Below are 25,948 nucleotides of genomic sequence, written 5' to 3' on the forward strand. Positions count from 1 at the left end.
TTTGCATCAGCCATAAGTGAGCGCTGCGCCGATCTCAAACGAAGTCGGAGCAGACAGAAATTTGAAGAAGTTCGATAGGTCAGTATTGCTGACCTGTCGAACTTTCTGTAATGCTTCGGCCAACAAAATTGAAAGATGAGGAAACATCCGGTGCTCGATTGGGAACATATCTTCGCCACCCGTTCCACCAGAATGCGTGCGTCCGAAATCCGTGAACTGCTGAAGCTGCTCGAGCAGCCGGACATCATCTCGTTTGCCGGCGGCATTCCCGATCCGGCGCTGTTTCCGCATGAGGCCTTCCAGGAGGCCTATGCGTCGATCTTTTCCGGGCCGCAGGTCAATGCCGCGCTGCAGTATTCCGTCAGCGAGGGCTACAAGCCGCTGCGCGAATGGCTGGTGGGCGAGATGGCCAGGATCGGCATCGAGTGCGGTGTCGACAACGTCTTCATCACCTCCGGTTCGCAGCAGGCGCTCGACTATCTCGGCAAGCTGTTCATTTCGCCCAACGACACGGCTCTGGTGACCTGGCCGACCTATCTCGGTGCGCTGCAGGCCTTCAACGCCTATGAACCCACCTACGACCAGCTGTCGCTGAACGGCAACCGGACGCCGGAAGGCTACCGCGAGGCAGCCGCCAAGGCCGGTGGCGCGGTGAAGTTCGCCTATCTCTCGCCCGACTTCGCCAATCCGACCGGAGAGACGGTCGACCGCGCGGCGCGCGAAAAGCTGCTCGACCTGGCCGATGAATTGGACATCGCCATCATCGAAGACGGCGCCTACCAGAACCTGCGCTACGACGGCGAGCCGGTGCCGCCGGTGCTGGCGCTGGACATCGCCCGCAATGGCGGCATCGAGAACACCCGCACGATCTACGGTGGCAGCTTCTCCAAGACGCTGGCGCCGGGCCTGCGCGTCGGCTTCGTGGTTGCGGCCATGCCGGTCATCCGCAAGCTGGTGCTGATGAAGCAGGCGGCGGACCTGCATTCGTCGACGATCAACCAGATGGCGGTCGCGACCGTTGCGCAGACGATCTTTCCCGAGCAGGTGGCGAAGATCAAGAAGGCTTACAGCGCGCGCCGCGATGCGATGCTGGCAGCCCTTGCCAGATACATGCCTGCCGGCGCCAGCTGGACGAAGCCGGAGGGCGGTATGTTCGTCTGGGTGCGGCTGCCGGAGGGCATGGATGGCGCCGAGCTTCTGGCCCGTTCGATCCAGACGGAGAAGGTCGCCTTCGTGCCGGGCCGGGCCTTCTATGCCGACGGCTCCAACAACAACACCCTGCGGCTGTCCTTCTCCTGCGCCAACGAGGCGATGATCGAGGAGGGGATTCAGCGACTCGGCCGGCTGATCGGTCAGGCTGTCGCCGAAGCTGCATAAAGGTGTGATACGGGCCTCCCGGAAGTCTGCCGATCGCTGATCGAAGCGATCGGTTTTGTTTGTCCGAAGGGGAGGTTCGTATCCATGCTGATCATCTTTGGCGGTCTGCCGGGCACCGGAAAAACCACGGTCGCTCGGGCCCTGGCAAAGGAGATCGGAGGGGCTTATGTCCGCGTCGATACCGCCGAGCAGGCGATACGAGCTTCTGACGTGTTGAAATCCGAGGTTGGTCCGGCGGGCTACATGGTCGCCTACGGGGTTGCCGAAGACAATCTGAGGCTCGGCAACACCGTGATCGCGGATTCGGTGAACTGCATCAAAATCACCAGGGATGCGTGGCTCTCGGTTGCAGCACGATCGGGGGTCCCGGCAGTCGAAATAGAGATCATCTGTTCGGACAAGGAGGAGCATCGCCGACGGGCGGAAGCAAGAGCAACCGACGGTCCGGGAGCGAGTAATCCGAGCTGGGACGAAATTACCAACCGACACTATGAAGACTGGGGTCAAAGCCCACTTGTCATCGACACTGCGGCGCAGGATGTGGAGCAATCCGTCGCCGAGGTGATGTCCAGGCTCGCGCTTGGCAGCCGTCCACCAGGGCGGTGAGCCTGACAGGGTGCAGGGTGCGTTTCGGCGTGTGGAAAGCCTGCCGCCGCCACCTCATCCACAATGACGTCGGCAGACTGTCATAAGCCTGTCAGATGCCTGTGGTCTAGCGAGGGCAATCCCAGCAGGAAGGACCATCCCATGAACAAGATCGTCTCCGCCTTTTCCGCTCTCGCCGCCACCGCACTGCTTGCCGGCGCCGTCGAAGCCGCCGACCTGGTGATCTACACCAGCCAGCCCAATGAAGACGCCCAGGCCACCGTCGACGGCTTCAAGGCCGCCAATCCCGGTCTCGACGTCGAGTGGGTCCGCGACGGTACGCCGAAGATCATGGCCAAGCTGATGGCCGAGATCGAAGCCGGCAACCCGGTTGCAGACGTTCTGCTGATCGCCGACACCGTCACGCTCGAGCGGATGAAGCAGGCCGGCCAGCTGATGGCCTATAAGTCGCCGGAAGCCCAGAACTTCGACGCCGCCCTCTACGACGCGGACGGCCACTACTACTCTACCAAGCTGATCACCACCGGCATCATGTACAACACCCAGGCGGCCATGAAGCCGACCAGCTGGAAGGACCTCGCCGAGGCGGAAGCCAAGGGCCTCGTCGCCATGCCGAGCCCGCTGACCTCGGGTGCAGCGCTCATCCACGCCCAGACACTGACCGGCATCGACAGCCTCGGCTGGGACTACTACCGGTCGCTGAAGGAAAACGGCGCAGTCGCCTCCGGCGGCAACGGTGCCGTCCTGAAGTCGGTCGCCTCCGGCGAGAAGGCCTACGGCATGGTCGTCGATTACATGCCGATCCGCGAGAAGGCCAAGGGCGCGCCGGTCGAGTTCGTCTTCCCGGAAGAGGGCGTGTCCGCCGTCACCGAGCCGGTCGCCATCCTGTCGTCTTCGCCGCATGCGGATGCCGCCAAGAAGTTCATCGACTACATCCTGTCCGAGGACGGCCAGAAGATCCAGCTGGGCCTCGGCTACATCCCGGCGCGCAACGGTCTGGGCGTTCCGGAAGGCTTCCCCGCGCGTGACCAGATCAAGGTTCTGCCGGTCAATGCCGCCGACGCCCTGAAGACCTCGGAGGAAGACCTCAAGACCTTCTCCGAAATCTTCGGCACCGCCGGCTGATCCGTCAGCCGCAGATGCCGTCTTCGGCGCGATCGGGAAACAGCCAGCCGCGCTGGCTGTTTCCTTTTGTTCTCATCGTCATCCTCATCCTGAGCGTGCTGCCGCTGGCGCGGCTGGCGTGGACCGGCATGGTCTCCGCCCTGCGCGGCGATGCCGGCCAGCTGCTTGCCGACCCCGCCCTCTGGAGCGCGACGCTCAACACGCTGACCACCTCCTTCCTCGGGATGATCGCTGCGGTCGTTCTCGGCGGCAGCTTCGCCGTGCTGCTGACGCTGTTTGACGTGCGGGGCAGGAGCCTGCTCGGCTTTCTGTTCATGCTGCCGATGATGATCCCGCCGCAGGTGACGGCGCTCTCCTGGATCGGACTGACCGGGCCCTCCAGCACGCTTCTGAAGGCGATCGGCATGGCGCCGCCGCTCGGCAGCCCGCAGCCGCTCTATTCGATCGGCGGAATTGCCCTTTTGTTCGGGGTGCAGCATGCACCGCTCGTCTATCTTGCCATGCGTTCCGGGCTGCTGGCGCTGCCGAAGGAGGGCGTGGAGGCGGCGCGGCTTTCCGGGGCCTCGTCGGTGCGGGTGCTGCTCGACATCGTCCTGCCGCTCGCCCTGCCGGGACTGGTCGCGGGCGCCGCGATCGCCTTCGTGTCCGGCGTCGGCAACTTCGGCATTCCGGCGATCCTCGGCATACCGGCCTCGATCTACACGCTGCCGACGCTGATCTATTCGAAGTTTGCCAGCTTCGGCCCGACGACCTTTGCCGACATCTCGATCATCTCGGCGCTGATCACGCTGCTGGCCGTCGCCGGGCTTTCGGTGGAGGCGAGGGTGCTGCGCGGACGCGACTTCCGCACCATCGGACTGTCCGGGCAGGCGGCCGTCTTCAGGCTTGGCCAAGTGCGGCTGCCCGCCGAAATCCTGCTCTGGCTGGTCACCTTCGTGATCCTCGTCCTGCCGTTCCTGGCGCTTCTGGCAAGTTCGCTGGCACCGGCCTATGGCGTGCCGCTCAACATGGAGACGGCAACCCTGCATGCCTACGAAGAGGTCCTGTTCCGGCAGTCGGTGACGCGCTCGGCCTTCTCCAACTCGGTCACGCTGGCGCTGGCCAGCGCCTTCGGCCTGCTGGTCATCTCGGTTCTCCTCGGCTATTATATCGTGCAGACGAAGAGCCGGACGGCGGCGACCATCTCGGCCATGGCGGAAATTCCCTATGCGCTGCCGGGGATCGTGCTGGCGGTTGCCTTCATCCTGTTGCTGGCGGCACCGCTTCCCATCCTCGGCTTCTCGATCTACGGGACCATCTGGATCATTCTGATCGCCTATCTGTCGAGCTTCCTCGCCGTCAGCCTGAAGCCCGTCGTGAGCGCCTACCGGCAGCTCGATCCCTCTCTTGAGGAGGCGGCGCGGCTGTCCGGCGCCGGGTTCTACCGGCGGATGCGCGACGTGCTGGTGCCACTGATTGCGCCGGCGGCCGGCTCCTCGCTGATTTTGGTCTTCCTGATTGCCTGCAACGAGTTGACCGTCTCCGCGCTGCTGTGGTCGGCCGGGACACAGACGCTCGGGGTGGCAATCTACAATCTCGACGACAGCGGCAGCTTCGACCTGGCCGCGGCACTCTCGGTGCTCGTCGTCATCATGGTGGTCATATTGATGCTGATACTCGAACTGATGGCACGCCGGCTGCCGGCAGGAGCGCTGCCATGGCGCCGCTGATCCTCCATGCCCTGGAGAAGCGCTTCGGACTCGGAGCGCCTGCCGTGCGCGATCTGTCGCTGACGGTGCGCGACGGCCGGTTCCTGGCGCTGCTGGGGCCGTCCGGATGCGGCAAGACGACCGTGCTGCGGATGATCGCCGGCTTCGAGCAGCCGACCGACGGGTCGATCCTGCTGGGCGAGCGGCTGCTCGCCGATGCCGCGACCATGGTGCCGCCGGAACGGCGCAACATGGCGATGGTGTTCCAATCCTACGCGCTTTGGCCGCATATGACGGTCGCCGAGAATGTCGGCTACCCGTTGAAGGTGCGCAACGTCGGCAAGGAGCGGGCGCGCCAGAAGGTGCGCGAGGCGCTGGCTGCGGTTCGACTGGACTCCTATGCCGACCGTCGACCGGCAGCACTTTCCGGCGGCCAGCGGCAGCGCGTGGCGCTCGCCCGCTGCCTGGTGACGGAGCCGGACGTGGTGCTGCTCGACGAGCCGCTGGCCAATCTCGACCGCCACCTGCGCCAGGAGATGGAAGAGACATTTCGCGAATTCCATGCCCGGTCCGGGGCAACGATGATCTATGTGACGCACGACCAGAGCGAGGCCATGGCGCTCGCCACCGACGTTGCGGTGATGTCGGAGGGGCGGCTGCTGCAGATGGCCTCGCCCGAGGAGATCTATGCCAGGCCCGAGGGCCTCGTCGTCGGCGGACTGGTGGGGCAGGGGTCGATCCTGTCTGTGCCGCTTGCGCCAGGCTCCCCCAGGCTGATGGACTGGACTCTGTTGAACGAAGCGCTCAAGGCACCGGCAGAGGGTGCGCAACCGTCCAGCGTGCTGGTGCGACCGCAGGATGTCGTCCTCGACGCATCCGGGATCGCTGCCCGCGTCACCTCCTCGTTCTTCGAGGGCGAGCGTTACGCGCTGCGCCTCGAGCTGGCGGACGGCCAGTCGCTTCGCGCCTTCTCCCGGCAGGCGGTGAGGCCGGGGGACACGATCAACGTGGTGCTGGCCAGTGGATGGCGATTGTAGGCTGGTCCGCCAGCGGGCATAACTGTCCCCTCAACCGGGAGAGCTCATGTCCGTCCGCCTCGCCACCTTCAACATCGAAAACCTCGTCACCCGCTTCGACTTTTCCGGCTTCCGCAACCAGTTGCGGCAGGACCGGGTGCTGCGCCTCTACGACGTCAACGACAAGGACGCCTACCAGCAGATGGAGCAGGCGCGGGTCATCGCCGCCACGGACGACACGCGGCAGCTGTCGGCTCTGGCGATCGCCGATGCGGATGCCGACATCCTCTGCCTGCAGGAGGTCGACAACATGCCCGCCTTGCACGCCTTCGAATACGGCTATCTGTTCCGGATGGTCGGCAACGGCTACCTCCAGAAGTATCTGATCGAGGGCAACGACACGCGCGGCATCGATGTTGCCGTGCTGATGCGGGAGAAGACCCGCCATGGCGAGACGATCGAGCTCGTCGACATCCGCAGCCACGCGATGCAGACCTATCAGGACCTCGATGTCTTCAACGAGACGCTGGCGACGGCAATGGTCAAGCCGCACGACAAGGTCTTCAAGCGCGACTGCCTGGAACTCGACATCCGCATCGGCGGGCGCCCGCTGACGCTCTATGTCGTCCACTTCAAGTCGATGGGCAACGCGCGCGAGAGCGGCGACGGTCGGCTCGGCACGATGCCGGTGCGGATGGCTGAGGCGAGGGCGGTGCGGCGGATCATCGAACAGCGGTTCGGGGCCGAACACGCAGCCAGGAAGAACTTCGCGATCTGCGGCGACATGAACGACTACCAGGAGAAGGTGGTGGTCTCCGGGACGCGCCGCTCCGGCCATGCGTTCACCTATCAGCGCGAGGAGAACAGCGCGCTCGACGTCTTCAGTGCTGAGGGCTTTGCCGAAAACGTCGTGCGCCGGCGGGGCGAGCTCGACCGCTGGACGCTCTATCATTCCCGCGGGCCGCAGGAGCAGCATCTCTGCCAGCTCGACTACATCTGGCTGTCGTCGGCGCTTGCCACCCGCAATGCGAAAATGATCCCGGAGATCATCCGCGACGGGCAGCCATACCGGACGCCCTTTCCGCCGGGGCAGGAGGTGGAGCGCTACCCGCGGATCGGCTGGGACCGGCCCAAGGCCTCCGATCATTGCCCGGTGGTGGTGGAGCTCAGCCTCTGAGGCGACGCGCGAGATTCAGGATAATCTGATGGAGCTGTTGCGCGGACGGCAGCCGTCGTGCAGGTTGCGCAAGGAGCATACCACGACGGGAGGGGGCTTTGACGCGGCGTTACGGGATCTATGACGTCTTCACCGACACGGTGCTGGCCGGCAATCCGCTGGCGGTGATCTTCGACGGCGATGGACTGGATGACGATGTCATGCAGGCCGTGGCGCGGGAGATGAACCTGTCCGAGACCGTCTTCGTGCTGCCGGCGACGAACCCGGCCCACACCGCCAAGCTTCGCATCTTCACGCCCAGCCGGGAACTGCCCTTCGCCGGCCATCCGACGGTAGGGACCGCGGTGGCCCTGGCGGAGCTTCAGACCGGCAGCGATGGCGACCTCGACATGGTTTGCGTGCTGGAGGAGAACGTCGGGCCGGTGCGCTGTGCCGTGCGCCTGCGCGCAGCCAGTGTCGGCTTTGCCGAGTTCGACCTGCCGAGGACGCCGGTTGCCATCGACCTGCCGCTCGACCGGCAGGGGCTCGCGGATGCCCTGAGCCTCAATGCCGCGTCGATCGGGTTCGAAAACCACCGCGCTTCGGTCTGGAGTGCCGGTGTACCCTTCGTCCTGATTCCGGTGCACAATCTGGCCAGCGTCCAGAGCCTGGAGTTCAACGCGTCCCTGTGGGAAAAGGTGGCGCCCTTCGCCGACGGCGGGCTGGCGTCGCCCTATGTCTATTGCCGCGGTGGCGTGCATCACCAGGCCCGCTTCCATGCGCGGATGTTTTCCCCGGACATGGGCATTGCTGAAGATCCGGCCACCGGCTCTGCCGTTGCGGCACTGGCCGGTGCGATCCATCATTTCGATGACCTTCCGGACGGCCATCATCCGCTCCTCGTCGAGCAGGGCGTCGAGATCGGGCGGCCCTCCTACATCCACCTGCATATCGACGTCAAAGAGGGAGCCATTGCCAAGGCACGCATCGGCGGCCAGGCCGTCCGGCTTGCCCGGGGTACGCTTGAGCTCTGATTTGCCTTGCAAATCGCGCTTGAGCGCTGCTTGCGCGACGCGAAGCAATTATTTTCACGCAAGCGCTGGACAACCCGTTCGATCCCCTTTATACGCGCTCACACCGACGGGGCGCTGGCCGCAACGAACGGTTCTCGGGTGATTAGCTCAGGTGGTAGAGCAGCTGACTCTTAATCAGCGGGTCGTAGGTTCGAGCCCTACATCACCCACCATTCTTTCCAGATTTTCATAATCTTGCCGCATCGCAGCCGACGTTTTCAACGTGGGCTCGCGACGGCGTTTCCGCGCCTGCTGCAGGCTTCAACGCAAGATCGGCCGGAACCGCGTCTGGCGGTTCCGGCCGATCTTTTGTGAATCTGAGGACAGAACTGGCAGCTAGTGCAGGATCTGGCTCAGGAAGAGCTTGGTGCGCTCGTGCTGCGGGTTGTCGAAGAATTCGGCGGGTTCGTTCTGCTCGACGATCTGGCCCTGGTCCATGAAGATCACCCGGTTGGCGACCTGGCGGGCAAAGCCCATCTCGTGGGTGACGCAGAGCATGGTCATGCCTTCTTCGGCAAGGCTCACCATGGTGTCGAGCACCTCCTTGATCATCTCCGGGTCGAGCGCCGAGGTGGGCTCGTCGAACAGCATGATCTTCGGGCTCATGCAGAGCGAGCGGGCGATCGCCACACGCTGCTGCTGGCCGCCGGAGAGCTGCCCCGGGTACTTCAGCGCCTGCTCGGGGATCTTCACCCGCTCCAGGTAGTGCATGGCGATCGCTTCCGCTTCCTTCTTCGGCATCTTGCGGACCCAGATGGGCGCCAGCGTGCAGTTCTCGAGGATCGTCAGATGCGGGAAGAGGTTGAAGTGCTGGAACACCATGCCGACTTCGCGGCGCACTTCGTCGATCTTCTTCAGATCGTTGGTCAGCTCGATGCCATCGACGGTGATGGTGCCGGACTGATGTTCCTCCAGGCGGTTGATGCAGCGGATCATCGTCGACTTGCCGGATCCCGAAGGCCCGGCGATGACGATGCGCTCGCCGTTCATCACCTTGAGGTTGATGTCGCGCAGGACGTGGAAGTCCCCGTACCACTTGTTCATGCCGATGATTTCGACGGCCACGTCGGTTGCGGAGCCGGGTCGGATCTTGGGTTGGGCGTCAGCCATTGTTTTCCCCTAAATTATCGTTTGTGGCCGGTTTCGAGATGGCTTTCCATGAAGGCGGAATAGCGCGACATGCCGAAACAGAAGAGCCAGAACAGGAAACCTGCGAAGATCAGCCCGGTGATCGGTGTCACGGGGGTGATCCAGGTCGTATCGGTGAAGTTCAGCCGGACGATTCCAAGGAGATCGAACATGCCGATGATCGACACGAGCGAGGTATCCTTGAAGAGGCCGATGAAGGTGTTGACGATGCCGGGAATGACCAGCTTCAGCGCCTGGGGCATGATGATCAGCCGGGTCTTCTGCCAGTAGCCGAGGCCGAGCGAATCGGCGCCCTCGTACTGGCCCTTCGGGATGGCCTGCAGCCCGCCGCGCACCACTTCGGCCATGTAGGCGGAGGCAAACAGCGCCACGCCGACGAGCGCGCGCAGGAAGTTGTCGATCGTCCAGCCGGTCGGCAGGAAGAGCGGCAGCATCACATTGGCCATGAAGAGCACGGTGATCAGCGGCACGCCGCGAACCACCTCGATGAAGGTGATGCAGGAGATGCGGATCACCGGCAGGTTGGACTGGCGCCCGAGCGCCAGCAGGATGCCCACCGGAAGGGAGACGGCGATCCCGACGAAGGAGAGGATCAGCGTCACCATCAGGCCGCCCCACAGCGGGGTCTCGACCTGCTCCAGGCCGAAGCTGCCGCCGTGCAGCAGGAAGAAGGCTACCACCGGGAAGATCACGAAGAGCGCCAGGGCGTTCCAGCCCTTGAACGGCAGCCTGGGGATCATGATGGGCGTCAGGAGGCCGATGAACATCAGTGCCACGAGGATCGGGCGCCATCTCTCCTCGAGAGGATAGCGTCCGAACATGAACTGCTGGAAGCGGTCGCCGACGAAGGCCCAGCAGGCGCCGTTCCAACCGTCGGGCTTGGCGCCTCCCTGTGCGACGGTCAGGCAAGCCTCGCGGTCGGCACCGGTCCAGACGGCATCGAAGAACAGCCAGTTCAGCATGCCCGGGACGGTGTAGAGGAGGAGGGCCATCGCCACCAGGGTCAGGATGATGTCCTTCGGCGTGGCCAGGAGATTGGCCCGGATCCAGCGGGTCGCACTTCCGGCATGCTCCGGCGCAGGCTGCGCCGGGAGAAGCTCGGTTCTGACAAACCCAATCTTACGCGTGTTCATGACCTTACCTCTCCACCAGCGCCATACGGGCGTTGAACCAGTTCATGAACATCGAGGTGGCAATGCTGATGCTGAGATAGACCACCAGCCAGATCGACACGACCTCGATGGCCTGGCCGGTCTGGTTCATGGTCGTGCCGCCCGTGGAAACCAGCTCCGGAAAACCGACCGCAACGCCGAGCGACGAGTTCTTCGTCAGGTTGAGATACTGGCTTGTGAGCGGCGGTATGATGATGCGCATCGCCTGCGGAATGACGACGAGGCGCGTCGTCATGGATGGTTGCAGGCCCAGTGCCGAGGCGGCTTCGGTCTGTCCCTTCGCCACGCCCGCGATGCCGGCGCGGATCGTTTCGGCGATGAAGGAGGCGGTGTAGAAGGACAGCGCGAGGTAGAGCGCCACGAACTCCGGCGCCACGGTGGCGCCGCCAGTGAGATTGAAGCGGCCGGCTTCCGGGAAGTCGAACGTCAGCGGCATGCCGCCGAGGAAATAGGCCACCAGCGGCAATCCGATGACGAGGGCGATCACCACCCGTGCCGTACCGAACTGCTGGCCCGTGGCGGCCTGCCGGGCGGCTGCCCAGCGGGCCACGGCGATGGAGGCGATAATGGCGATCAGCAGTGCTGCCGGGATCAACCAGGCGCCTTCACCCCAGATCGGCTTCGGAAATGCGAGGCCGCGATTGTTGAGGAACATGCCGAAGGGCAGGGCAAGCGAGTCCCGCACCTGTGGCAGTGCGCCAAGGACGCCCTTGTACCAGAAGAAGATAACCAGCAGCACGGGAACGTTGCGGAACACCTCCACATAGACGGTGCAGAGCTTGGCGATCAGCCAGTTTCGGGACAGTCGCCCGAGGCCGATGATGAACCCGATGACCGTGGCCGTGAAGATGCCGACGATGGCCACCAGCAGCGTATTCAGGAAGCCCACCATGATGGCGCGGCCATAGGTTGAATCGCTGCTGTAAGGGATCAGCGACTGACCGATGTCGAAGCCTGCGCGACCATTGAGGAAGTCGTAGCCTGAAGCCGTGTTCGACCGGCTGAGGTTTTCAGTGGTGTTGTCGAAAATCATCCAGCCAAAGATGATTATGATTGCGAGTGTCAGCGCCTGGAAGAACAACCCCCGGAACTTCGGATCGTACATGTAGGATGCCAAAGATCGTCCGGAGGGCGGCGCAGTTACAGCGTGATCGGTCATGCCGGCCCTATCCCCTTGTGACCTTTTTTAAGGTCTCTTTTGTTTTTGCTTTTAGTTTTTATTCAGAGAGATGAGGCGGCGAACCGCCTCATCTGAAGTCGTCGCGATCTTAGCGGATCGGCGGTGCGTACTGAAGGCCACCCTTCGTCCACAGGGCGTTGAGGCCACGCTCGATTTCAAGCGGGGTGCTCTTGCCGATGTTGCGTTCGAAGACTTCGCCGTAGTTACCGACGTGCTTGATGATGTTGTAGGCCCAGTCGTTGGTGAGGCCGAGGTCGGTGCCGATCTTGGTGTCAGCTTCAACGCCGAGGAAGCGGCGGATGTCCGGGTTCTCGGAGTTCTTCATTTCGTCGACGTTGGCCTGGGTGATGCCGAACTCTTCAGCCTGGACAAGCGCGAAATGGGTCCAGCTGACGATGTCGAACCACTGGTCGTCGCCCTGGCGGGTGGCCGGTCCAAGCGGCTCCTTGGAGATGATTTCCGGGAGAATCGTGTGGTCATCCGGGTTCGACAGCGACAGGCGCAGCGAGTAAAGGCCGGACTGGTCGGTCGTGTAGACGTCGCAACGGCCGGCCTGATAGGCGGCGTTCACTTCTTCGAGCTTTTCGAAAACGACCGGCTGATAGTCAAGGTTGTTGGCCTTGAAGTAGTCGGCGAGGTTGAGTTCGGTGGTCGTGCCGGACTGCACGCAGACGGCGGCACCCGAGAGTTCCAGAGCCGACTTCACGTTGAGGGCGTTCGGGACCATGAAGCCCTGGCCGTCATAGTAGTTGACGGTGCGGAAGTTGAAGCCGAGAGCCGTGTCGCGGCTGATCGTCCAGGTCGTGTTGCGGAACAGGACGTCGCCTTCACCCGACTGCAGCGCCGTGAAACGGGTCTGCGCGGTTGTCGGCGTGAACTTCACCTTCGACGGATCATTGAAGATGGCGGCAGCAACGGCGCGGCAGTAGTCCACGTCGAAACCGGTCCAGCTGCCCGAGGCGTCCGGTGCGGCAAAGCCTGCAAGACCGGTGTTCACCACGCACTGAACGAAATCCTTTGCCTTGACGTCATCGAGCGTGGCAGCCGAGGCAGCCGAGCCCAAGCCGAGGACTGCTGCGCCAATCGTAGCTGACAGAAGCGTCTTTTTCATTTTCCCAACCTTTATCTTTTGTGTTCTTGTGACTTCGTCGCCCTGCCGTTCACATTCGTGAACACGAGCGCAACCTCCGCTGACCTCCCGGTGCGGAGACGGCCATCACAGTCGGAAAAGGCGTCATGGTCAAGTCGGGACGCCCCAGATTGTGTCCGAAAAGCGTCAAAGTTGCTTAATTTGCCCGCTTGTCCGTCATTGATCCAATTTTTAGGCGCTCACTGCCGAAAATGCTTGCAACTGCCTTCGATCCACGAACCTGCCATGCCGATAACTTGCTGGTTCCAAAGGGTTGACCGTATCCGTACGAGGCGGCAACATCGCTTTCTCGCATTGCAAAGAAAGCTCTCCGCAGATGAAAAACAAGGCATCCTTGCCCGCCGAGGCCGGTGTGAACACGCGTCTCGCCCATATCGGTCACGATCCCTTCAGCTATCACGGTTTCGTCAATCCTCCGGTCGTGCATGCGTCGACCGTTCTCTTCCCCGATTGCCAGGCGATGGAGAAGCGGGAGCAGAAATACCTCTATGGTACCCGCGGGACGCCGACGACCGATGCGCTGTGCGAGGCGTTGGACGCGCTCGAGGGCTCAGCCGGGACAACCCTCGTGCCGTCCGGTCTTGCAGCGATCTCGGTGCCATTCCTTGCCTATCTCTCGGCCGGCGACCATGCGCTGATCGTCGATTCGGTCTATGCGCCCTGCCGGCAGTTCTGCGACACGGTGCTGAAGCGGCTTGGGGTGGAGATCGAATACTACGATCCCGAGATCGGCGCCGGGATCGAGACGCTGATCAAGGCCAATACCAAGCTCGTGCATACGGAAGCGCCCGGCTCCAACACCATGGAGATGCAGGATATCCCGGCCATCTCGGAGGCCGCCCATCGACACGGCTGTGTCGTCACCATGGACAATACCTGGGCGACGCCGCTGTTCTTCCGGCCGCTCGATTTCGGCGTCGATGTCTCGATCCATGCGACGACGAAATATCCGTCGGGCCATTCCGATATCGTGATGGGATCCGTGTCGGCCAATGCGGCCCACTGGCCGCAATTGAAGGAGACGGCGCTCAGCATGGGGATCTGCGGTTCACCCGACGATTCCTACCAGATCCTGCGCGGGCTGCGGTCCATGGGCGTGCGGCTCGACCATCACCAGCGCAGCGCGCTGGATATCGCGCAATGGCTGGAGGGACGCGACGACGTTTCCCGGGTGCTGCATCCGGCGCTGCCGAGCTTTCCCGGCCACGAGATCTGGAAGCGTGACTTCAAAGGCGCCAGCGGCGTCTTCTCCTTCGTCCTCAAGGTGGACGAGGCGGGCCGGTTCAAGGCCAAGGCGCATGCGCTCCTCGACGCACTGTCCCTGTTCGGCCTCGGTTATTCCTGGGGCGGCTACGAGAGCCTCGCCGTGCCCGTCAACCTCTCGGACCGCACCATCCGCACCGCACCGACGGATGGGCCGGTGATCCGTCTGCAGATCGGCCTCGAGGATGTCGCCGACCTGAAGAAGGATCTGGAAGCCGGGTTCGCTGCCGCGGCGGCCGTCTGATCAGTCGCGGCTGCGGTAGCCGTAGAGCCAGTCGAGATCCGCCGCAAGCGACTGCGGCGGCCTCAGCGACAGGACGAGATCGCGTCCCAGCCGGACCGGTCCACGGGCGTGATAGGCGAAGCGGTTGAACTTGCCGCGGGCTCGGGCCCGGGCGATGCGCGGCAGGCGCTCCGCCTCGAAGGTGCCGAGCGCCTCGGCAATCGAGGCGGCGCCCGCCACATGGGCCGCGAGCGCGAAGGCATCCTCGATCGCCATCGCCGCGCCCTGCGCCGCAAACGGCATCATGGCGTGGGCGGCGTCGCCGATCAGCACGGTGTCGCGGCCGTTCTGCCAGCGCCCCGGAATCATCTGGTAAAGCGGCCAGAAGGTCGGGGCAGGGGCTCTTTCGAGAACAGATACGATCTGGCGGTTCCAGTTCCGGAACTGGTCAAGCAGCATCTGCCGCTGTGCCTGCGTCGACGTCGCTTCCCAGGTCTCGCCCGGACTGATGCCTGAGGCGATGGCGACCACATTGAAGCCGCCGGCGTCTTTCAGGGGATAGGAGACGAGGTGGGCGGAGGGGCCGAGGAAGGCCGAGACAGCATCCGGTGTCAGCCAGGCGGGGCCCTCTGCAGCGGGGACAGTGAAGCGCCAGGCGACATTTCCGGAAAACTCTGGTTCCGGTCCGCCGGAAACGCGGTGGCGCATTTGCGACCAGACGCCATCAGCCCCGACGACAAGTTTGTAGGGTTTGCCGGCGCCGATGAGGTCGGGCATGTCGTCCGGCGACAGGCGGGTGGCGAGCTTCAGGTTGCAAAGCGGTTGCGCCAGCACGGCTTCCAGCAGCGCGTTCTGCAGCGTCGAGCGGTGCAGAACGCCATAGGGCGCCCCCCAGCGCGCACGCGCGAAACTGCCGGCCGGCACATGACTGATGGCCCGCAGGCTGGTGCCGGAGAGGAGGTTGATGCGCTCCGGTTCGGTCCAGACCGTTTCGATCTTCTCCAGCACGCCGAGCGCATCGAGAATGCGCGATGCATTGGGCGAGATCTGCAGGCCAGCGCCAACTTCCGTCAGTTCCGGTGCCTGTTCGTAGATATCGCAGGCAATACCCTTTCGTGCGAATGCGAGGGCAGCGGTCAGCCCGGCCATTCCGGCGCCGACAATGGCGATCCTGTCTGTCGGCATCTTCAATGCCGATCGGAGGACTACGCCGCCCTGACGTGGAAGACGCAGCCCGGCGGGTCCGTCTGCTCGGGCTTCAGGGCCGGATTGTAGCGATAGAGGGTCGAGCAGTAGGAGCAGACCTTTTCGACGTCGTCGCCCATGTCGATGTAGATGTGCGGATGGTCGTAAGGAACCGACGCGCCGGTGCACATGAACTCCTTCACGCCGATCTGGATCAGCCTGTGACCGCCGTCGTTCTGGAAGTGAGGGATGCCGTGCCCAGCCATTGTCGTCTCCGATGCTTTTTCGTTGCGCCGGACATTATCTCCCCGATGGCGGAATGTGTAGTGGGAAAAACTGACGCGGCGGGGTGGAAACGGCGCAGCCGGCGGTTTAAATCCGCTCGCTCTGCCTGCGGGCTCCAAACTGATCAGAAAGCCGGTTCATGAACCTCAATGCCCCCGCGTTTTCCTCCTTCGCCCATGATGGCCTCGATCTCTTCTACTTCGACGAGGGCGATCCGGAGGGGCAGCCAGTGCTGCTCATCCACGGCTTTGCCTCGAGCGCACTGGTCAACTGGGTGCACCCGGGCTGGCTGAAAACGCTGGGCGAGGCGGGCTACCGGGTGATCGCGATCGACAACCGGGGTCATGGCCGGAGTGACAAGCCGCGCGATCAGGAGGCCTACCGGCCGTGGGTCATGGCCGAAGACGCCGCCGCACTGCTCGACCATCTGCGCATCCCGCAGGCGCATGTGATGGGCTATTCGATGGGTGCCCGCATCTCCGTCTTCCTCGCGCTCAACCATCCGGACCGGGTGCGGTCGCTGGTGCTGGGCGGGCTCGGGAGCGGCATGACCGACGGGGTCGGCGACTGGGATCCGATCGCCGATGCCCTGATGGCGCCGACGCTCGACGATGTTTCGCACGAGCGCGGGCGCATGTTTCGCGCCTTCGCCGACCAGACCAAGAGCGACCGTGAGGCACTCGCCGCCTGCATCCGCGGCTCCCGGGACCTGGTGTCGGAGGACGACATGGGGCGGATCGAGGCGCCGACGCTGATCGGCGTGGGAACGAAGGACGATATCGCCGGTTCTCCGCAGAAGCTTGCCGCCCTGATGCCGCATGCGACAGCCCTCGACATTCCGGGCCGCGACCACATGCTGGCGGTCGGTGACCGGGTCTTCAAGAAGGCCGTGCTCGAATTCTACGAAGAACTCTGAGGGGCGAACGATCCGCCCTGACGATAAAGATCAGCGAAATGCGATGTTGGAGGCGTTGGTCTTCCTGTAATGTTCTTATATATATTATCCTCCATCGAGAACGAGGAGACGGCGATGGCCGCGAGAACCGAAATTCGCCCCAATGACCCGGTGGCCAGCGTCGATCCGATCTGGGATACGATGCGGCAGGAAGCGCGCGCTGCGGCCGACAGCGACCCGCTGCTGGCGGCCTTCCTCTATTCGACGGTTCTCAACCACCGCTCGCTGGAAGACAGCGTGATCCATCGCATCTGCGAGCGGCTCGATCATGCCGATCTCCAGGCCGTGCTGCTTCGCCAGACCTTCGCTGAGATGCTGGCTGACTGGCCGGAATGGGGTTCGGTCCTGCGGGTGGACATCCAGGCTGTCTATGACCGCGATCCGGCATGCCTGCGCTTTCTCGAACCCGTCCTCTACTTCAAGGGCTTTCACGCCATCCAGACGCATCGGCTGGCCCATTGGCTGCTGTCGCGCGGGCGGCGGGACTTTGCGCTCTACCTGCAGAGCCGCGCCTCCAGCGTCTTCCAGACGGACATCAATCCGGCCGCGCGCATCGGCAAGGGCATCTTCCTCGATCATGCCACCGGTCTCGTCGTCGGCGAGACGGCGGTGATCGGCGACAATGTCTCGATCCTGCACGGCGTGACGCTGGGCGGCACCGGCAAGGAAGGCGCCGAGCGTCATCCGAAGATCGCCAACGGCGTGCTGATCGGCGCAGGCGCCAAGATTCTCGGCAATATCGAGATCGGCTCGTGCTCCCGGGTCGCTGCCGGTTCGGTCGTGTTGAAGCCCGTGCCGCCGAAGACGACCGTTGCGGGCGTCCCGGCGAAGGTCGTAGGCGAGGCCGGCTGCTCTGAGCCCGCCCGGCTGATGGACCAGCTTCTCAGCTCCGACGAATAGACCCTCGACGATCCCCCTCCCGGCACCGGCACGAAAAATGCCGGGTGGCCGACCGTTGCCTTTACTTTGGCTGCGATGCCATGGCACAAGCCCCGAAATCGAACCGCTGACGGAGAAAAAATCATGAAGCCAGAAGAAATCAAGAAGCTGGACGGCTACTTCAAGCGGACGTTCAACCCGCAGATGGCGGTCAAGGCGCGCCCGCGCAAGGACGATTCGGCGGAAGTCTATATTGGCGACGAGTTCCTGGGCGTCGTCTACATCGACGACGAGGACGGCGACCGCTCCTACAATTTCTCGATGGCGATCCTCGACGTCGATCTGTAGCCCCGGGTTCAGACGCGGCTTTGTCGCGCGGCGCTTCTGCACTATATTTGATTGGAGACCGGCGACGCCCGTTCGCCGGTCTTTCGATTCCGACGGCTGCTTTTTCGAATGATCCGGCCGCGCAAGGAATAGTGATTGCGCCACAGCGCGGGGGGCTTAAAATCGGGGTCAAATGCACTAAGTTAAGAGCATCTGATGTCCGCCGCTTAAACCAGATGGTCACCCGCCGGATGATTGGGGAATGAACGAAATGATCGCAGCGCCGATCTTGATGCAAGACGAAAAGAACGGCGACGGAGACAACGCAAATCGCGGCACGTCCGTCATCACCCGCACCAAGCCGAAGACGAAGAAACCGAACCTGTACCGCGTGTTGCTCCTGAACGACGACTACACTCCCATGGAATTCGTCATTCATATCCTGGAGCGGTTCTTCCAGAAGGATCTTGAGGCGGCGACGCGGATCATGCTCCACGTGCACAATCATGGCGTGGGGGAGTGTGGAATATTTACGTATGAAGTGGCGGAGACAAAGGTCAGTCAGGTCATGGATTTTGCCCGACAGCACCAGCATCCCCTTCAATGCGTGATGGAAAAGAAGTGAGGAATCCACGTGCCAACTTTTTCGCCTAGTCTTGAAAAGGCGCTACACCAGGCACTGACGTTTGCGAACGAGCGGCATCACGAATATGCCACGCTCGAGCATCTGTTGCTGGCATTGATCGACGATGCCGATGCTGCAGCGGTCATGGGTGCGTGTAACGTCAACCTGGATGCCCTGCGCAAGACCGTTGCCGACTACGTCGACAACGAACTTGCCAACCTGATCACCGGATACGACGAGGATTCGAAGCCGACCTCCGGCTTCCAGCGCGTCATCCAGCGCGCCGTCATCCATGTCCAGTCTTCCGGACGCGAGGAGGTTACCGGCGCCAATGTGCTGGTGGCGATCTTCGCGGAACGGGAAAGCCATGCCGCCTTCTTCCTGCAGGAGCAGGAGATGACGCGCTATGACGCCGTCAACTACATCTCTCACGGGATCGGCAAGCGGCCCGGGTCCTCGACGGTACGGCCGCCGCGCGGTGCCGAGGAGAGCGACGCAGACGCCAAGCCCTCGCGCGAACAGGATGAAGCTCCCGGCAAGAAGCCGGCCGATGCCCTGAAGGCCTATTGCGTCAACCTGAACGAGAAGGCCAAGAACGGGCGCATCGATCCGCTCATCGGGCGCCATTCCGAGGTCAACCGCACCATCCAGGTGCTGTGCCGCCGGTCCAAGAACAATCCGCTCTACGTGGGCGATCCCGGCGTCGGCAAGACGGCGATCGCCGAAGGTCTGGCCAAGCGGATCGTCGAAGGCAAGGTGCCCGAGGCGCTCGCCGATGCGACCATCTTCTCGCTCGACATGGGCACGCTGCTCGCCGGCACCCGTTACCGCGGCGATTTCGAGGAGCGCCTGAAGCAGGTCGTCAAGGAACTCGAGGACTATCCGGGTGCGGTGCTGTTCATCGACGAAATCCACACCGTCATCGGTGCGGGCGCGACGTCGGGCGGTGCCATGGATGCCTCGAACCTTCTGAAGCCGGCGCTGTCTTCCGGGCAGATCCGCTGCATCGGTTCGACCACCTACAAGGAGTATCGCCAGTTCTTCGAGAAGGACCGGGCGCTGGTCCGCCGCTTCCAGAAGATCGACGTCAACGAGCCGTCGATCGACGATGCGATCGAGATCATGAAGGGCCTGAAGCCCTACTTCGAGGAATACCACAAGCTTCGCTACACCAACGAGGCGATCCGGTCGGCCGTCGAGCTTTCGGCGCGCTACATCTCCGACCGCAAGCTGCCGGACAAGGCGATCGACGTGATCGACGAGACCGGTGCGGCACAGATGCTGCTGCCGGCTTCCAAGCGCCGCAAGCTGATCACCGAGAAGGAGATCGAGGTCACCATCGCGACGATGGCCCGGATCCCGGCCAAGACCGTCTCCAAGGACGACGAGATGGTTCTCGCCAACCTGGAGAAGGAACTGCGCTCGGTTGTCTACGGCCAGGATGCAGCGATCGAGGCCTTGTCGACGGCAATCAAGCTTGCCCGTGCCGGCCTGCGCGAACCCAACAAGCCGATCGGCTCCTATGTCTTCTCCGGCCCCACCGGCGTCGGCAAGACCGAGGTGGCCAAGCAGCTGGCCGCGTCGCTCGGCGTGGAAATGCTGCGGTTCGACATGTCGGAATACATGGAGCGGCATACGGTCTCGCGTCTGCTCGGTGCGCCTCCCGGCTATGTCGGCTTCGACCAGGGCGGTCTCCTGACCGATGGCGTCGACCAGCACCCGCACAGCGTCGTGCTGCTCGACGAGATCGAGAAGGCGCATCCGGATATCTTCAACATCCTGCTGCAGGTGATGGACCACGGCTCGCTGACGGACCACAACGGCAAGAAGATCGACTTCCGCAACGTCATCCTGATCATGACGACGAACGCGGGCGCTTCGGAAATGGCCAAGGCCGCCATCGGCTTCGGTTCGTCGAAGCGCACCGGCGAAGACGAGGAGGCATTGAACCGCCTGTTCACGCCGGAGTTCCGCAACCGTCTCGACGCGACCATTCCGTTCGCGCCGTTGCCGACGGACGTCATCCATCAGGTGGTGCAGAAGTTCGTCATGCAGCTCGAGACGCAGCTTTCGGAGCGAAACATCACCTTCGACCTGCAGGACGATGCGATCGCCTGGCTGGCGGAGAAGGGTTACGACGAGAAGATGGGTGCGCGGCCACTTTCGCGCGTCATCCAGGAGTACATCAAGAAGCCGCTCGCCAACGAGATCCTGTTCGGCAAGCTCCGCAAGGGCGGTGTCGTGCATGTGACCGTGGGCAAGAAGGACGACGGCACCAACGGACTGCTGCTCGACTGCGTGCCCGAGACGGTGCCTGTCAAACCGAAGCGCGAGGCCGAGGTGGAAGAGGCGTCCGAAGAGGGCGGGGCAAAGGCCAAGAAGCCGCGGTCCTCCAAGAAGGCGAGTGGCGAGGACAAGGCTCGACCGATGGTCGAGGCGGATGTGGCCGTCTCCGAGGAGGCGCCGAAGACGCCGCCCCGCAAGGGCAGCATCGTGCCGCGCGTGCCCAAGTCCAAGTAATTGACAGAGAAAAGGAAATGCCGGGTTCATTGCCCGGCATTTCTGCGTTATGCCTGCTGCCTGCGCATTGTCGTTTTCGGAAATCTTGATGTCCCCAACCAGTGATATGCGGCCCGCCATCTTCTGGTTTCTGTCCGGAATGCGCGGCATCACTTCGCTGCCCGCCGTCATCCTGATGACCTCCTTCGTCGGCTTCAGTGCCTTTGCCTTCGAATCCGGCATCTCGCGGGGCGAGGCGATCTTCATGACGATCTCCATCTGGGCACTTCCGGCGAAGATGATCCTCGTCGGGATGATGGCAAGCGGTGCACATATCGCCGCCTGTTTCCTGGCAGTCACGCTCTCCTCGATCCGGATGATGCCGATGGTGGCGTCGATCGTGCCGGAAATGCGCAACGAGAAGACGCCGACCTGGCTCCTGCTGCTGCTGTCGCATTTCGTCGCCATCACCGCCTGGGTCTTCGCGATCCAGCGACTGAAGGACGTGCCGCGCGAATACCGGACGACCTTCTTCGCCGGCTTCGGGATCACGCTGACGCTGACCAACACGCTGATCGTTGCCGTCTGCTACGGCGTTGTGGAAGCGTTTCCACCGGTGGTCTCCGGCGCGCTGTTCATGCTGACGCCGGTCTACTTCCTGGCTTCGATCTGGGCGACGGCCCGGCATACCGTGGTGAGGCTCGCCTTCGTCATCGGAGTCGTCGGCGGGCCGTTGATGGCGCTGGTGGCGCCGGGGTTCGACGTCCTCTACGCCGGGATCGGCGGCGGCACGCTTGCCTATGCCGTCGACCGCTTCTGGATCCGGCCGCGCCGGGCCGGCCGTGAAGGCGCGATCCGATGAACGGCGACTGGTGGTGGACCTATGTGGTGATTGCCGTGGCCGGCTGGCTGGCGACGGACATCTGGCGATGGCTCGGGGTGTTGATCGGCAATCGTCTCGACGAGGATTCCGAAGCGCTCTACTGGGTGAGGGCCGTAGCGACGGCACTTGTCATGGCCGTCACCGCAAAGCTGATCGTGTTTCCGACCGGGACGCTGGCGGGCTCGCCACTGTGGTTGCGGATCGGGGCTGCCGGCATCGGCTTTCTCGCCTTCCTGCTGGCGGGACAGCGGGTGGGCGTGGCGGTGGTCACCTCCACGCTGCTGCTCGGCTTCGGTCTCTACTGGCTGGGCGTCTGAGCCGGATCAGCCGGCGAGGACGGCCCGGACCTTTTCGGCGTTCGCCTTCAGGATCTCGCCATCCTCCATCTGTCCGCTATGCGGCTTGAGCGCCTGGCTCTCATGGCGCGGAACCACGTGGAAATGCAGATGGAACACCGTCTGGCCTGCCGCCGGCTCGTTGAACTGCATGATGGTGATTCCGTCGGCTTCAAAGGCCTCCTGGGCAGCCCTGGCGAGCTTCTGCACGACCTGGACGGTGTTGGCGAGCACGGCCGGGTCGGCATCCAGCATGTTGCGGGACGGAGACTTCGGCACGACCAGCAGATGGCCCGGGGCCTGGGGCATCACGTCCATGAAGGCGACCGTATGGTCGTCCTCGTAGACCCGGTGAGCGGGGATCTCCCCGCGCAGGATCTTGGCGAAGATGTTGTTGTCGTCGTAGCTCTGGCCGCTCATTGGGGTTCCTCTCCTTCGTCTGTCTTTCCCGGATCCTGCCGCTCGCCCTTCCGGAAGGGGCTGTGGGATTCCAGATAGTCGCCGATCTGCTCGACCTCTTCGCGCTCGCGCTCCAGATAGCTCGCGACGGCTTTGCGAAGGCCGGGATGGGCGATGTAATGGGCCGAATGGGTCCTGACCGGCAGGTAGCCGCGGGCGAGCTTGTGCTCCCCTTGCGCCCCCGCTTCGACGCGTTTCAGTCCCTTTGACAGGGCGAAATCGATGGCCTGGTGGTAGCACACCTCGAAATGCAGGAAGGGATGATCCTCGCTGCAGCCCCAATGGCGGCCGTAAAGGGCGTCCGACCCGATGAAGTTGATGGCGCCGGCGACGTAGCGGCCGTCGCGCCTGGCCATCACCAGCAGGATGTCTTCGGGCATCCGCTCGCCGATCAGGGAGTAGAAGCTGCGCGTCAGATAGGGACGCCCCCACTTGCGGCTGCCGGTGTCCATGTAGAAGGCGAAGAACTGGTCCCAGATGTCTTCAGTCAGGTCGCTGCCGGTCAGCCAGTCGATGGTGATGCCGTTCTCGAGGGCCGCCCGCCGCTCCTTCTTCAGAGCCTTGCGCTTGCGTGACGCAAGCGTCTCCAGGAAGGCGTCGTGGTTGGCATAGCCGTCGTTGATGAAGTGGAACTGCTGGTCGGTGCGGTGCAGATAGCCCGCCTCGTCGAAAGCCGGCAGTTCGTCTTCCCGCAGGAACGTGACGTGGGCGGACGAGACGCCGAGCTGGCGTGTCACCTGCTGGAGACCGGTCGCCAGTGTCTGGCGCATGAGATCGGCGTCCTGGCCCTCTGCCACCAGCAGGCGGGGACCGGTGGCCGGCGTGAAGGGGACGCTGCACTGGATCTTGGGGTAGTATTGCCCGCCGGCGCGCTCGAAGGCATCCGCCCAGCCGTGGTCGAAGACATATTCGCCCTGGCTGTGGCTCTTCAGGTAGCCGGGGATGGCGCCGAGCAGGGTGCCATCATCACTTTCCAGCAGCGTGTGGTGCCCCATCCAGCCGGTCTTCGCCGTGGCCGAGCCGGATTCTTCGAGGGCGGAGAGATAGGCGTGCGAGACGAAGGGATTGTATCCGCCCGGTCCGGACTTCGAGGCGCCGGTGAGCCGCGACCAGCGCTCCGGCGCGATCGCGGCAATACTCTGCTCGATGCGGATGATAAGAGATGCTGTCATTCTAGGGGGCCGCAGTCTCCCGTGGGTCGAAGCCTTCGAAGGTCATCTGGTCTGCATGAGAATAGGTATGCGCCCGTGCATTTTCATCCCTCACGGTCCAGGTAATCACGGGAATGCCTGCCTGTCGCTGCGCGGTGATGAAGCTGTTGGGCAGATGGGCGTATTGATAGGAAATGAAGTCGAGGCCGAGGTGCATGGCCTCGTCTTGCTTGAAGAAATCCTCGGGCTTCGTTCCCTCGGCGGTGAGGCCGAGCGGATAGGGGCAGCCGGCGGCCTTCAGATCCTTGAGGATGTGAAGGTCGAAGCTCATCAGCGCGACCTCGCCCTCGTAGCCTTCGAGGACTTCCAGGACGGCCTCGGCAAAGCCGTCGTCCTCGTTCTTGCGACCCTTGACCTCGATCACCAGCGGCACGCGGCCCGCGACATGCTTCAGCATCTGCTTCAGCGTCGGGATCCTGTCGGCAGTTCCACCGACGGTCAGCATGCCGAGTTCGCCGGATGTGCGTTCACGCACGTCGCCGGCGATGCCGCAGAGACGTTCCAGCGTATGGTCGTGGAAGACGACCGGCACGCTGTCGGAGGCGAGCTGGAGGTCGCATTCGATCGCAAAGCCTGCATCGATTGCGCGGGAGAAGGCGGACAGCGTGTTCTCCCAGACCGTCTTGTTCATGTCGTGGTAGCCGCGATGGGCGACCGGGACGTCCTTGATCCAGGCGGCCGATGTCATGCGTCGATCTCGATGATGGCGTCGATCTCGACCGAGGCATTGAACGGCAGCGCCGCCATGCCGACGGCGGCGCGGGCGTGCTTGCCGGCGTCGCCAAGGATATCGGCGATCAGGTTCGAGGCGCCGTTGATGACCAGGTGCTGTTCGGTGAACTCCGGTACGGAGGCGACGAAGCCGTTCAGCTTCAGGATGCGCCGGATGCGGCCGAGGTCGCCGTTCAGCGCTGCCTTGGCCTGGGCGAGAATGTTGATGGCGCAGAGTTCGGCGGCGCGCTGGGCACCGGCCACATCGACATCACGACCCACCAGTCCCGTGACCGCGACCTTGCCGTTTTCCATCGGCAGCTGGCCGGAAAGATAAAGCATGTTGCCGGAGATCGTGAAAGGGACATAATTGGCAGCCGGTGCTGCGGCTGCGGGAAGGGAAATCCCCCGTTCCTTGAGGCGGGCCTCGATGGCTTCGGACATGGTCCACTCCAGTTTTGTTGTCAACGTCTCAAAAATCCTGCATTCAGGGACATACCCTTGCTGGATGGCGTTCTTATAACATCGGCAGTGAGTCCGACAGGAGATAATGAATGAACTATTCGGCACTCGCACTGATCCTGACCGCCGGTTTTGCTGCCGTGGGAGCGGGATCGGCGTCGGCTGGCGTCGAGGGCGCGGCAGGTCTTCTGCCGCACCGGGCAGTCTACGACCTGCAGCTCAAGGATGCCTCGGATCGCTCCGGAATCGAGGGCATGAGCGGCCGGATGGTCTATGAGTTCACCGGCTCTGCCTGCACCGGCTTCACCACCAATTTCCGCTTCGTGACGCGCATCAACTCCGGCGAGGAGACGCGTCTGACGGATCAGCAGACGACGACGTTCGAGGATACAGAGGCTGGCCAGTTCCGCTTCGAGACGAAGTCCTTCACCGACGAGCAGATGGACAAGGAAGTGGTGGGCGAGGCGCGGGAAGACGATTCCAAGGTGGTGGTGGAGATCGAGCGCCCGGACCCGCGGCAGCTCGAACTCGTTGCCAGCGCCTTCCCCACGGAACACATGCTGGAAGTGATCAAGAACGCCCGGGCCGGTATCCGCTTTTTCGAAACCCGGATCTTCGACGGTTCGGAAAACGGCGACCAGAGCATGATCACCAATACGGTGATCGGTCCGCAGCAGACGCCGGACGGAACATCCGCGGATGACGATGCCGGGAAGGCCGGAGAATTTGCCGACGCGACCTACTGGCCCGTCACCATCGCCTACTTCGGCGAAGGTGGAGAAGGGGATGCGACGCCGGTCTACACCATGTCCTTCAAGCTCTACGACAACGGCATCACGCGCGATCTGACCATGGACTACGGTGAGTTCGTGCTGAGCGGGACCCTTGCCCGGCTGGAGCTTCTGGACAGGCCCAACTGCGATCTGAAACAGCCCGCCCAGTAAACCGATCGGG

At 63.3% G+C, this 25,948-nt stretch carries 26 protein-coding genes and 1 tRNA gene; 17 read left to right on the forward strand and 10 right to left on the reverse strand.

Features of this window, described 5'->3' with window-relative positions; genetic code table 11:
* The first annotated feature begins 150 nt into the window (after positions 1-150).
* From EO99_RS0112120 to EO99_RS0112155, 8 genes are all read left to right on the forward strand, one after another.
* Entirely contained in the window at positions 151-1,377 is a 1,227-nt protein-coding gene (locus tag EO99_RS0112120; RefSeq protein WP_029618908.1) for an aminotransferase-like domain-containing protein, read from the forward strand.
* 84 nt (positions 1,378-1,461) lie between these two features.
* Positions 1,462-1,983, forward strand: a complete 522-nt coding sequence (locus EO99_RS0112125) for an AAA family ATPase (RefSeq protein WP_029618909.1) — start codon at positions 1,462-1,464, stop codon at positions 1,981-1,983.
* A 141-nt stretch (positions 1,984-2,124) separates the two neighbouring features.
* Entirely contained in the window at positions 2,125-3,108 is a 984-nt protein-coding gene (locus tag EO99_RS0112130) for an ABC transporter substrate-binding protein (RefSeq protein ID WP_029618910.1), read from the forward strand.
* Between the two features lie 14 nt (positions 3,109-3,122).
* Complete coding sequence (locus EO99_RS0112135) at positions 3,123-4,817, forward strand: ABC transporter permease (RefSeq protein WP_029618911.1); 1,695 nt, start codon at positions 3,123-3,125, stop codon at positions 4,815-4,817.
* Complete coding sequence (locus EO99_RS0112140; RefSeq protein WP_029618912.1) at positions 4,805-5,833, forward strand: ABC transporter ATP-binding protein; 1,029 nt, start codon at positions 4,805-4,807, stop codon at positions 5,831-5,833. Before EO99_RS0112135 ends, EO99_RS0112140 begins: the two co-directional genes overlap by 13 nt.
* Positions 5,834-5,879: 46 nt before the next feature.
* A complete protein-coding gene (locus EO99_RS0112145; protein WP_029618913.1) occupies positions 5,880-6,989 on the forward strand; it encodes an endonuclease/exonuclease/phosphatase family protein in 1,110 nt (369 codons plus the stop codon).
* A gap of 98 nt (positions 6,990-7,087) precedes the next feature.
* A complete protein-coding gene (locus EO99_RS0112150) occupies positions 7,088-8,002 on the forward strand; it encodes a PhzF family phenazine biosynthesis protein (protein ID WP_029618914.1) in 915 nt (304 codons plus the stop codon).
* 136 nt (positions 8,003-8,138) lie between these two features.
* Positions 8,139-8,214: transfer RNA gene (locus EO99_RS0112155), tRNA-Lys, on the forward strand.
* Between the two features lie 163 nt (positions 8,215-8,377).
* Here EO99_RS0112155 and EO99_RS0112160 read toward each other — a convergent pair.
* The 4 genes from EO99_RS0112160 to EO99_RS0112175 all read right to left on the reverse strand — a co-directional run bounded on the left by EO99_RS0112160 (position 8,378) and on the right by EO99_RS0112175 (position 12,653).
* Positions 8,378-9,151, reverse strand: coding sequence for an amino acid ABC transporter ATP-binding protein (locus EO99_RS0112160; RefSeq protein ID WP_029618915.1), 774 nt, complete (start codon positions 9,149-9,151; stop codon positions 8,378-8,380).
* A 14-nt stretch (positions 9,152-9,165) separates the two neighbouring features.
* Positions 9,166-10,323, reverse strand: a complete 1,158-nt coding sequence (locus EO99_RS0112165; RefSeq protein WP_029618916.1) for an amino acid ABC transporter permease — start codon at positions 10,321-10,323, stop codon at positions 9,166-9,168.
* Between the two features lie 4 nt (positions 10,324-10,327).
* A complete protein-coding gene (locus EO99_RS0112170; RefSeq protein ID WP_029618917.1) occupies positions 10,328-11,521 on the reverse strand; it encodes an amino acid ABC transporter permease in 1,194 nt (397 codons plus the stop codon).
* Between the two features lie 109 nt (positions 11,522-11,630).
* Positions 11,631-12,653 (reverse strand): amino acid ABC transporter substrate-binding protein, encoded by a 1,023-nt coding sequence (locus EO99_RS0112175; protein ID WP_029618918.1) that lies wholly within the window; start codon positions 12,651-12,653, stop codon positions 11,631-11,633.
* Between the two features lie 355 nt (positions 12,654-13,008).
* Between EO99_RS0112175 and EO99_RS0112180 the strand changes: the two genes are divergently transcribed.
* The gene (locus EO99_RS0112180) at positions 13,009-14,199 is read left to right on the forward strand and encodes a cystathionine beta-lyase (RefSeq protein WP_029618919.1); all 1,191 of its coding nucleotides are present in this window, start codon (positions 13,009-13,011) and stop codon (positions 14,197-14,199) included.
* On the opposite strand, the gene EO99_RS0112185 is transcribed toward EO99_RS0112180, so the two are convergent.
* Positions 14,200-15,363 carry an FAD-dependent monooxygenase gene (locus EO99_RS0112185; protein WP_029618920.1) on the reverse strand — a complete coding sequence of 388 codons (1,164 nt, stop codon included), beginning with the start codon at positions 15,361-15,363 and terminating at the stop codon, positions 14,200-14,202.
* A 20-nt stretch (positions 15,364-15,383) separates the two neighbouring features.
* Positions 15,384-15,629, reverse strand: coding sequence for a zinc-finger domain-containing protein (locus tag EO99_RS0112190; protein ID WP_029618921.1), 246 nt, complete (start codon positions 15,627-15,629; stop codon positions 15,384-15,386).
* A 158-nt stretch (positions 15,630-15,787) separates the two neighbouring features.
* Between EO99_RS0112190 and EO99_RS0112195 the strand changes: the two genes are divergently transcribed.
* The 7 genes from EO99_RS0112195 to EO99_RS0112225 all read left to right on the forward strand — a co-directional run bounded on the left by EO99_RS0112195 (position 15,788) and on the right by EO99_RS0112225 (position 22,133).
* Complete coding sequence (locus EO99_RS0112195) at positions 15,788-16,564, forward strand: alpha/beta fold hydrolase (protein ID WP_029618922.1); 777 nt, start codon at positions 15,788-15,790, stop codon at positions 16,562-16,564.
* A gap of 114 nt (positions 16,565-16,678) precedes the next feature.
* Positions 16,679-17,503: a serine O-acetyltransferase gene (cysE, locus tag EO99_RS0112200; protein ID WP_029618923.1), complete on the forward strand. Its 825-nt coding sequence runs from the start codon at positions 16,679-16,681 to the stop codon at positions 17,501-17,503.
* A 123-nt stretch (positions 17,504-17,626) separates the two neighbouring features.
* On the forward strand, positions 17,627-17,830 hold the full coding sequence (locus tag EO99_RS0112205; protein ID WP_029618924.1) for a DUF3126 family protein: 204 nt from the start codon (positions 17,627-17,629) through the stop codon (positions 17,828-17,830).
* A 250-nt stretch (positions 17,831-18,080) separates the two neighbouring features.
* Positions 18,081-18,434 carry an ATP-dependent Clp protease adapter ClpS gene (clpS, locus tag EO99_RS0112210; RefSeq protein ID WP_029618925.1) on the forward strand — a complete coding sequence of 118 codons (354 nt, stop codon included), beginning with the start codon at positions 18,081-18,083 and terminating at the stop codon, positions 18,432-18,434.
* 9 nt (positions 18,435-18,443) lie between these two features.
* On the forward strand, positions 18,444-20,954 hold the full coding sequence (gene clpA / locus EO99_RS0112215) for an ATP-dependent Clp protease ATP-binding subunit ClpA (protein ID WP_029618926.1): 2,511 nt from the start codon (positions 18,444-18,446) through the stop codon (positions 20,952-20,954).
* A gap of 88 nt (positions 20,955-21,042) precedes the next feature.
* Positions 21,043-21,795, forward strand: a complete 753-nt coding sequence (locus EO99_RS0112220) for an AzlC family ABC transporter permease (protein WP_051679824.1) — start codon at positions 21,043-21,045, stop codon at positions 21,793-21,795.
* The gene (locus EO99_RS0112225) at positions 21,792-22,133 is read left to right on the forward strand and encodes an AzlD domain-containing protein (RefSeq protein WP_029618928.1); all 342 of its coding nucleotides are present in this window, start codon (positions 21,792-21,794) and stop codon (positions 22,131-22,133) included. The genes EO99_RS0112220 and EO99_RS0112225 overlap by 4 nt, the downstream gene beginning before the upstream one ends.
* Before the next feature lie 6 nt (positions 22,134-22,139).
* Here the strand turns inward: EO99_RS0112225 and EO99_RS0112230 are convergent, their stop codons facing one another.
* The 4 genes from EO99_RS0112230 to EO99_RS0112245 are packed head-to-tail and all read right to left on the reverse strand — an operon-like array spanning position 22,140 to position 24,976.
* Positions 22,140-22,571, reverse strand: coding sequence for an HIT family protein (locus EO99_RS0112230; protein WP_029618929.1), 432 nt, complete (start codon positions 22,569-22,571; stop codon positions 22,140-22,142).
* Positions 22,568-23,782 carry a GNAT family N-acetyltransferase gene (locus tag EO99_RS0112235; protein WP_029618930.1) on the reverse strand — a complete coding sequence of 405 codons (1,215 nt, stop codon included), beginning with the start codon at positions 23,780-23,782 and terminating at the stop codon, positions 22,568-22,570. Before EO99_RS0112235 ends, EO99_RS0112230 begins: the two co-directional genes overlap by 4 nt.
* 1 nt (position 23,783) lies before the next feature.
* On the reverse strand, positions 23,784-24,509 hold the full coding sequence (locus tag EO99_RS0112240) for a glycerophosphodiester phosphodiesterase (protein ID WP_029618931.1): 726 nt from the start codon (positions 24,507-24,509) through the stop codon (positions 23,784-23,786).
* Entirely contained in the window at positions 24,506-24,976 is a 471-nt protein-coding gene (locus tag EO99_RS0112245; protein ID WP_029618932.1) for a RidA family protein, read from the reverse strand. The genes EO99_RS0112240 and EO99_RS0112245 overlap by 4 nt, the downstream gene beginning before the upstream one ends.
* A gap of 110 nt (positions 24,977-25,086) precedes the next feature.
* Between EO99_RS0112245 and EO99_RS0112250 the strand changes: the two genes are divergently transcribed.
* Positions 25,087-25,938: a cell envelope integrity EipB family protein gene (locus EO99_RS0112250; protein ID WP_029618933.1), complete on the forward strand. Its 852-nt coding sequence runs from the start codon at positions 25,087-25,089 to the stop codon at positions 25,936-25,938.
* The last annotated feature ends 10 nt before the right edge of the window (positions 25,939-25,948 follow it).

Source organism: Pseudorhizobium marinum, from assembly GCF_000705355.1.
GTDB classification, from domain to species: Bacteria; Pseudomonadota; Alphaproteobacteria; order Rhizobiales; family Rhizobiaceae; genus Neorhizobium; species Neorhizobium pelagicum.